Here is a 7,038-nt window from a genome sequence, read left to right on the forward strand (position 1 = left end):
GTCTCAGCCCATCGTCACCTGTGCAAGCCGTTCAGCCCGCCGCTTTCATCCAGTGCTGCATCGTCGTGACCGAGCGCGCCAGCTGCGGCGCCGGACGGATTTCCTCGCCGAACGTCGCCGCCGCGCGCCAGCCCCAGCGCGGATCGGCAAGGAAGGCGCGAGCCAGAGCCACCATGTCGGCGCGGCCGTCGGCCACGATCGCCTCGGCCTGCTCTGGATCGTCGATCAGGCCGACGGCGCGCGTCGGAATGCCGGCGCCCTTGCGCACAGCCTCGGCCAGATGCACCTGGTAGCCGGGGCCGCTGGGCAGCTTCTGCAACGGCGAATTGCCGCCGCTGGAACAGCACAGATAGGCGACGCCTTCCGCCTTCAGCGCATTGGCCACTTCGATTGCCTCCTCGATCTCGAAGCCGCCGTCGACCCATTCCTTCACCGAAAGGCGGGCCCCCAGCATCAGGCCCGGCGCTGCCTTCTTCACCGCCCTGGCGATCTCCACGGCGAAGCGCATGCGGTTTTCCAGCGAGCCACCCCAGCGGTCGGTGCGCTGGTTGGAAAGCGGCGACAGGAACTGGAAGATCAGATAGCCGTGAGCGGCGTGCAGCTCGATGAAGTCGAAGCCGGCGCGCTCGGCCCGCTTGGCCGCGTCGGCGAAATGTTGGATGACTTGCCGGATCTCTTCCTCGTCCAATGCGTGCGGTATATTCCACCCTGTGTCATAGGCGATGGCCGAAGCCGAAACGGTCTGCCAGGGATCCTCGCCCGCTTGCAGGGGGCCGCCGCCTTCCCAAAGCCGCCTGTTGGATGCCTTGCGGCCGGCATGGGCGAGTTGGACGCCGAATTTGGTGCCGGGCGCGGCGACGCGCCTGGCCGCATCGAGGGTGCGCTTGGCCGCCGCCTCGTTGTCATCGGAGTAGAGGCCAAGGCAGCCATGCGAGATGCGGCCGCGCCGCTCGACGTCGGTCATCTCGACGGTCACCATGCCGGCGCCGGACATGGCCAGGTTCATCCAGTGGTGCAGATGCCAGTCGCTGGCGGAACCGTCCTCGGCCGAATACTGGCACATCGGCGCCACCGCAATACGGTTTGGAAAGGTCAGGCCGCCGAGGGTGATCGGCTGGAAAAGCGATGATGTCATGGAAACGGCTCCTGGGAGAGATATTGCTATCTAGGCAGCCGCGGCACTTCGCGCCAGACAACAGCCGGTGAAAGTCACGCTGGACCAGTCGGTTTCCAGGATAGCGCCCGCGCCTGTTCGCCGATAACGCTTGCCGACAGCATGGAGCCCATCATGGAAGATCGCGTCCGCATCCAGTCTGAAGAAATCCTGTCCGACGATTGGGCGGTGCTCAAGAAGACGGTGCTCGACTATCGCCGCCGCGATGGGCGCTGGGAGACGCAGATCCGCCAGACCTACGATCGCGGCGACGGCGCGGTGATCCTGCCTTTCGATCCGCAGCGCTCGACGGTGCTGCTGGTGCGGCAGTTCCGCTATCCGGCCTATGTCACTGGCCATCGCGAGCCGCTGATCGAGGCCTGTGCCGGTCTGCTCGACGAAAACGATCCGGAAACCTGCATCCGCAAGGAAGCGGAAGAGGAACTCGGCTATTATTTGAAGAACGTTGAGCGGCTGTTCGCGCCCTATATGAGCCCCGGCAGCGTGACCGAACGGCTCTGGTTCTTTACCGCGCGCTATTCGCCGGCCGACCGTATCTCCGACGGCGGCGGAGCTCCGGAAGAGGGCGAAGACATCGAGGTGCTGGAAATGCCGCTCGACGAGGCGCTGGCCGGCATCGCCGGCGGCCGTATCGTCGACGCCAAGACCATCATTTTGATCCAGCACCTGAAGCTCAATCCGATCAACGGTTGAGTGGCCTGCCACCCGAAGCGAGGAGCGAAGGGTGGTGCGGACGACGGGAATCGAACCCGTACGATCAGAGATCGAGGGATTTTAAGTCCCTTTGACGAGTTGGTGTGGGCGACGGGATTTGAACCCGTAAGTGCTTGAAACACCGGCAGATTTTAAGTCTGCTGCGTATACCAGTTCCGCCACGCCCACTCCCACATGGTGGGGTTTTACCACCGATCTCCCACGAAAAATCCCACACGATTGCCAGAGTTCATGTGTGGCTCGCGGCGCACCGATTAGCACTAGGGTAAGTGAAGCGCTAGCTACTTACCCTGGGAGCCGTTCGGTCGGTGTTATCACTTTAGCAACCACGGCCTCGTGAAAGAACACCGCCGCGCCGGCAAGGGCGACGGTCACAAATAGCAGCATATAGGCTCGAGCGATCTTCGGTTCCGATGCGCGCCGCCACTTCTTCCCGTCGATCAGGTCGTAGCGTTCCACTAGGAAGATCGCCAAACCGAGTGAGACAACCTCCGCTACCATCATTATCATTATGGGATTCCTCAGCGCTTAGAGGCGCAGCCACGTGGGCGTTTGTTGAGGCGTACCTTGTGCAAGGACCATTGTGGAGCGGCTGGGTTAGCACGCGCGCTGACATGCTCGACAAATCCCTTTGGCATGAAGTTCCGCCAATCGGGATTTTCCTTGAAGGATGCGGTTGGATTTTCCGCGTAGCTGCTCCGCAAATCAGAATTTGTAGCTGAAGTTTACGCCCAGGGTATGGAGCTTCAGGTCCTGATCACGATCGGAGAAGTCGTCCGGGACGTCGAAATGCTCCTTGCCGAAATCGTAGTAACGGTATTGGGCGCCGACGACGATGTTGCTGCTCAGCGCATAGTCGACCCCGGCGCCGATCGTCCAGCCGGTGCCGGTGCGTGTCCTGGCGAAGCCGCTGCCGCCGACATCTTGCGAGGTCTCGATACCGGCGAAGGCGACGCCCCCGACGCCATAGATCAGCCAGCGATCGACCGCCAAGCCGGCTTCGGCATTGATCGATCCCAGCCATTTGACCTCGGTGCCGACGGCATTGCCAGGGTCGAGCAAGGCCGAACCGTCGATCGAGGCATAGTTGAGCTCAGCGCGCGCGCCGATCACCGCCTGATTGAACTGCCAGAGGCCGGCGACATGGCCGCCGACGAAGCCGCCGTCGACATCGGGAGAAGCGGCGAACGGCTCGCCTTCCGTGCCGGAGATGTCAGATGAGCCCCAGCCATAGCCGGCCTGCAGGCCGGCATAATAGCCTGTCCAATCGAAGCCCGGCGCAGTCATGGGCAGGTCGGCGATCGCGTCCGCGGCCAAGGCCGGCCCGGACAGCAGGGCGAAAAAGCCGGCACTGGCAAGTGTCAGGCGACCCATCGAGCGCTCCGAAATGGCGGTTTCGAAAACTTCTCGGTGCAACCTAGCGTTATTCGCCCGAAAACGGAATTGTATTCCTGCAACAGTGGTTTACTTCGGCGGGTTGCGCACGCGATCTTCCAGGTCACGCTGTTTCTCGTCGGACTTGGCCAGCCGTGCGAAAGCATATTCGCCTAGTGAGGAGCCGGCGATGAAGATGGCGATCGGCGCGGCCCATGCCCAGAATGAATGCAAGGTGAAGAAGGCCAGGCCGGCGCAACATGCCGACAGCATGAAGGTTGCGAACCGGATCGTTTTTGCCATCTCTTCTGCAACCCGAATAGCCGGAGATCCAGTCTAGGCGAGATTTCGCCCTGATGCCGCAGGGGAGATCTGTCGGGAGCCGGTCCTGCCTTAAAAACAAAGCAGTTTTGCCAACTGGTCAAAACCGCGCCAGCTTGGCACAGTCGGGCAAACAGGAGTTCTTCATGGCGACCGGCACCAATCCGACGAAACCCAAGCCCTGGACCGAAGTGGCGACGCAACTGGTCGACGTCGCGATGGGGCGCCGGCCTGCCGATCTCGTGATCCGCAACGGACGCTGGGTGAATGTCCATTCGGGCGAGATCATTCCGGGCACCGACATCGCCGTCGCCGCCGGACGCTTCGCCTATTGCGGCCCGAATGCCGGTCATACGATCGGGCAGGGGACCAAGGTGGTCGATGCGGGCGGCCGCTATCTGGTGCCCGGCCTCTGCGATGCGCACATGCACGTCGAAAGCGGCATGGTCACGGTGACGGAATTCTGCCGCGCCGTGATCCCGCACGGCACCACCTCGATGTTCATCGATCCGCACGAGATCGCCAATGTTCTGGGCCTGCCGGGCGTTCGGCTGATGCATGACGAGGCGGTCGCGATGCCGATCAACGTCCATGTGCAAATGCCGTCCTGCGTGCCTTCGGCGCCCGGCCTGGAGCATGCCGGCGCGGAGCTTACGGTTGCAGACGTCGCCGAGGCGATGACCTGGGAGAATATCATCGGCCTTGGCGAAGTGATGAATTTCCCGGGAGTCGCCGCCAACGATCCGGTGATGTCGGGCGAGATCGCCGAGACGGTGAAGGCCGGGAAAACCGTCGGCGGCCACTATGCCTCGCGCGATCTCGGGTTGCCGTTCCACGGCTATGTCGCCGGCGGCGCCGAGGATGACCATGAGGGCACGCGCGCCGAGGATGCGATCGCCCGCGTGCGCCAGGGCATGAAGGCGATGCTTAGGCTGGGGTCCGCCTGGTACGACGTCGCTGCGCAGATCAAGGCGGTCACCGAAGGCGGCATCGACCCGCGCAACTTCATCCTGTGCACCGACGACAGCCATTCCGGCACGCTGGTGCATGAGGGTCATATGGATCGGGTGGTGCGGCACGCCATCAGCCAGGGCCTGAAACCGGTGACGGCGATCCAAATGGCGACGCTCAACACCGCCCAGCATTTCAGGCTGGAGCGCGAGATCGGCTCGATCGCGCCGGGGCGGCTGGCGGATCTTTTGATCGTCTCCGATCTTGCCCAGATGACGATAGACGAGGTCTATGGCCGCGGCGTCAGGCTGGCGAAAGCCGGCAAGCTCGAAATCGACATTCCGGCCTATGATTATCCCGGGACGGCGAAAAACACGGTCAACCTCGGCAAAAGGCTCAAGGCCTCTGACTTTGACATCGCCGCGCCACAGGGTGCCAACGAGGTGCGGGCGCGGGTGATCGGCGTTATCGAGAACCAGGCGCCGACCAGAGCGCTCGAGGCCGACCTGCCCGTCGAGGACGGGCTGGTCGCCATGGATCGCCGCAACGACATTTGCCAGATCGCCCTGGTCGAACGCCACAGGGGCACGGGCGGCGTCACCAACGCCTTCGTGTCGGGGTTCGGCTATATGGAAGACTGCGCGATGGCCTCGAGCGTGGCGCATGATGCGCACCACATCATCGCCGTCGGAACCAACAAGGAGGACATGGCTTTAGCCGTCAACCGGCTGAGCGAGGTCGGCGGCGGCGTCGTGCTCTACTCCAAGGGCAAGGAACTGGCGCTCGTCGAAATGCCGATCGCAGGGCTGATGTCGGACGAGCGCGCGGAGATCGTCGCGGCCAAGGCCGAGCAGTTGACGGAAGCGATGCGCAAGGTCGGCTGTTCGCTCAACAACGCCCACATGCAGCATTCGCTGCTGGCGCTGGTCGTCATCCCGGAACTCAGGATTTCCGATGTCGGCCTTGTCGACGTGACGTCGTTCCAGAAGGTCGATCTGTTCGTCTAGAGCGGGATGAAGTCATCTCCGGTCGTATCCTGCATTGGCGAAGTAGTTTGAGCACTCGGCAGGTGTCGTCCGGTTGAGGATTTCGCCGATCGCCTGGCAGACGGTCTCGGCCGTCCGTTTGGCCGCCTTTCGAAGCCAGTGTTTGAGCTTGGCGAAGAACTGTTCGATGGGATTGAGGTCAGGTGAGTATTTGGGCAGGAGAATCAACTTGGCCCCTGCCTTGCGAATGGTGCGACTCACGGCCTTGCCCTTATGCGAGCCGAGATTGATGGGGTGGACGCCCCCTCACGGCATCGCTGTGCCAAAGTGGTGTCGTTGATCATCACTTGAACGGAGGCGTCCATGTTGGAAGTTAGCACAATCGGGTTGGATCTGGCGAAGAACGTGTTCCAGATGCACGGCGCGGATGGATCGGGAGCCGTGGCCTTCCGCAAGAAACTGCGTCGTGGCCAGGTGCTCAAGTTTCTTGCCGCGCAGCCTGCTTGCACGGTGGCCATGGAGGCCTGCGCCGGCGGTCATTACTGGGCGCGGGAGATTGCGAAGCTTGGGCACGATGCCCGGCTAATCGCGCCGGGATATGTGAAGCCCTTCGTGAAGCGGCAGAAGAACGATGCCGCTGACGCTGAGGCGATCTGCGAAGCAGCCCAGAGGCCTACCATGCGGTTCGTAGCGGCAAAGAGCGAAGAGCAGCAGGCCGCGGCAATGGTGTTCCGCGTTCGCGATCTTATGGTTCGTCAGCGCACCCAGACCATCAATGCGATACGGGGCCATCTTGCCGAATTCGGTCTCGTGGCTGCACAGGGTCTCTTCCATGCCGCCAAGCTTGTCGCGGCGATTGAGGACAAAGGTACCGCCATCCCCGAAGCTGCCCGTCCGATCCTGTCTCTGCTCGTTGCACAGTTGCGGTCGCTGGATGAGAGAGTGGCCGTGCTCGACCGTGAGATCGCCCGGCGTGCCAAGGAGGATGCAGAAGCCAGGCGATTGATGACCATTCCCGGCATAGGGCCGATCACCGCGACGGCACTTGCTGCTCTGGCTCCATCGGCGACAACCTTCAAGAGCGGGCGAGACTTTGCGGCGTGGCTCGGCCTCACGCCGCTGCAACGCTCCTCAGGCGGCAAGCAGAAGCTCGGCGAGACGTCCCGGATGGGTGAACGAACCCTGCGTCGGCTGCTGATCATCGGGGCGAGCGCCGCCGTGCGCTGGGCCATGCGGAAGGGATCGACGGGGGATCTTTGGCTCTCGCGGATGCTTGAGCGCAAGCCGCCCATGCTGGTGATCGTCGCCCTGGCCAACAAGACGGCGCGCATCGTGTGGGCATTGATGGCGAAAGGGGGAACTTATCGGGCCCCGGCGGTAGCGGGATAATATCGCTGCTGGGCTTGAAGGTGTGAGAAGGTCCAAAGGAGAGTATGGCGCCACGGTCAACGAGACGGGATCGGGAAAACCAGATCATGGATACGCGCCTTGAGCGCGCCAGATTGTTTTGGACCCGCT

At 62.8% G+C, this 7,038-nt stretch carries 7 protein-coding genes, 1 tRNA gene and 1 pseudogene; 3 read left to right on the plus strand and 6 right to left on the minus strand.

The genetic code is table 11. The features are described from left to right. Positions 1 to 31 precede the first annotated feature (31 nt). The gene (locus tag CK221_RS22370; RefSeq protein WP_095779291.1) at positions 32 to 1,135 is read right to left on the minus strand and encodes an NADH:flavin oxidoreductase/NADH oxidase; all 1,104 of its coding nucleotides are present in this window, start codon (positions 1,133 to 1,135) and stop codon (positions 32 to 34) included. Between the two features lie 153 nt (positions 1,136 to 1,288). Between CK221_RS22370 and CK221_RS22375 the strand changes: the two genes are divergently transcribed. Then, positions 1,289 to 1,867 (plus strand): NUDIX domain-containing protein, encoded by a 579-nt coding sequence (locus CK221_RS22375; protein WP_095779306.1) that lies wholly within the window; start codon positions 1,289 to 1,291, stop codon positions 1,865 to 1,867. Positions 1,868 to 1,967: 100 nt separating this feature from the next. Here the strand turns inward: CK221_RS22375 and CK221_RS22380 are convergent. The 4 genes from CK221_RS22380 to CK221_RS22395 all read right to left on the minus strand — a co-directional run bounded on the left by CK221_RS22380 (position 1,968) and on the right by CK221_RS22395 (position 3,565). Beyond that, positions 1,968 to 2,056 (minus strand) — tRNA-Leu (locus CK221_RS22380). Positions 2,057 to 2,173: 117 nt separating this feature from the next. Next, positions 2,174 to 2,347, minus strand: coding sequence for a hypothetical protein (locus CK221_RS30380; RefSeq protein ID WP_179295186.1), 174 nt, complete (start codon positions 2,345 to 2,347; stop codon positions 2,174 to 2,176). Between the two features lie 246 nt (positions 2,348 to 2,593). Continuing rightward, positions 2,594 to 3,262, minus strand: coding sequence for an outer membrane protein (locus CK221_RS22390; RefSeq protein WP_066998895.1), 669 nt, complete (start codon positions 3,260 to 3,262; stop codon positions 2,594 to 2,596). Positions 3,263 to 3,352: 90 nt separating this feature from the next. Then, on the minus strand, positions 3,353 to 3,565 hold the full coding sequence (locus tag CK221_RS22395) for a hypothetical protein (RefSeq protein WP_095779293.1): 213 nt from the start codon (positions 3,563 to 3,565) through the stop codon (positions 3,353 to 3,355). Positions 3,566 to 3,729: 164 nt separating this feature from the next. On the opposite strand from CK221_RS22395, the gene ade reads away from it, so the two are divergent. Next, positions 3,730 to 5,541, plus strand: coding sequence for an adenine deaminase (gene ade, locus CK221_RS22400; RefSeq protein WP_095779307.1), 1,812 nt, complete (start codon positions 3,730 to 3,732; stop codon positions 5,539 to 5,541). A 12-nt stretch (positions 5,542 to 5,553) separates the two neighbouring features. Here ade and CK221_RS22405 read toward each other — a convergent pair. Then, positions 5,554 to 5,808, minus strand: a pseudogene (locus CK221_RS22405) (transposase); the annotation flags it as partial. 75 nt (positions 5,809 to 5,883) lie between these two features. Between CK221_RS22405 and CK221_RS22410 the strand changes: the two are divergent. Continuing rightward, positions 5,884 to 6,909 (plus strand): IS110 family transposase, encoded by a 1,026-nt coding sequence (locus CK221_RS22410; protein WP_095779295.1) that lies wholly within the window; start codon positions 5,884 to 5,886, stop codon positions 6,907 to 6,909. Positions 6,910 to 7,038: the final 129 nt, after the last annotated feature.

This window comes from Mesorhizobium sp. WSM3868, from assembly GCF_002294785.1.
Classification (GTDB): Bacteria; Pseudomonadota; Alphaproteobacteria; order Rhizobiales; family Rhizobiaceae; genus Mesorhizobium.

What these genes read in the sequence shown, in the direction of transcription:
- ade (WP_095779307.1), top strand. Translation starts at nt 3,730, where the DNA reads ATGGCGACCGGCACCAATCCGACGAAACCCAAGCCCTGGACCGAAGTG.
- CK221_RS22410 (WP_095779295.1), top strand. Translation starts at nt 5,884, where the DNA reads ATGTTGGAAGTTAGCACAATCGGGTTGGATCTGGCGAAGAACGTGTTC.
- CK221_RS22375 (WP_095779306.1), top strand. Translation starts at nt 1,289, where the DNA reads ATGGAAGATCGCGTCCGCATCCAGTCTGAAGAAATCCTGTCCGACGAT.
- CK221_RS22395 (WP_095779293.1), bottom strand. Translation starts at nt 3,565, where the DNA reads ATGGCAAAAACGATCCGGTTCGCAACCTTCATGCTGTCGGCATGTTGC.
- CK221_RS22390 (WP_066998895.1), bottom strand. Translation starts at nt 3,262, where the DNA reads ATGGGTCGCCTGACACTTGCCAGTGCCGGCTTTTTCGCCCTGCTGTCC.
- CK221_RS22370 (WP_095779291.1), bottom strand. Translation starts at nt 1,135, where the DNA reads ATGACATCATCGCTTTTCCAGCCGATCACCCTCGGCGGCCTGACCTTT.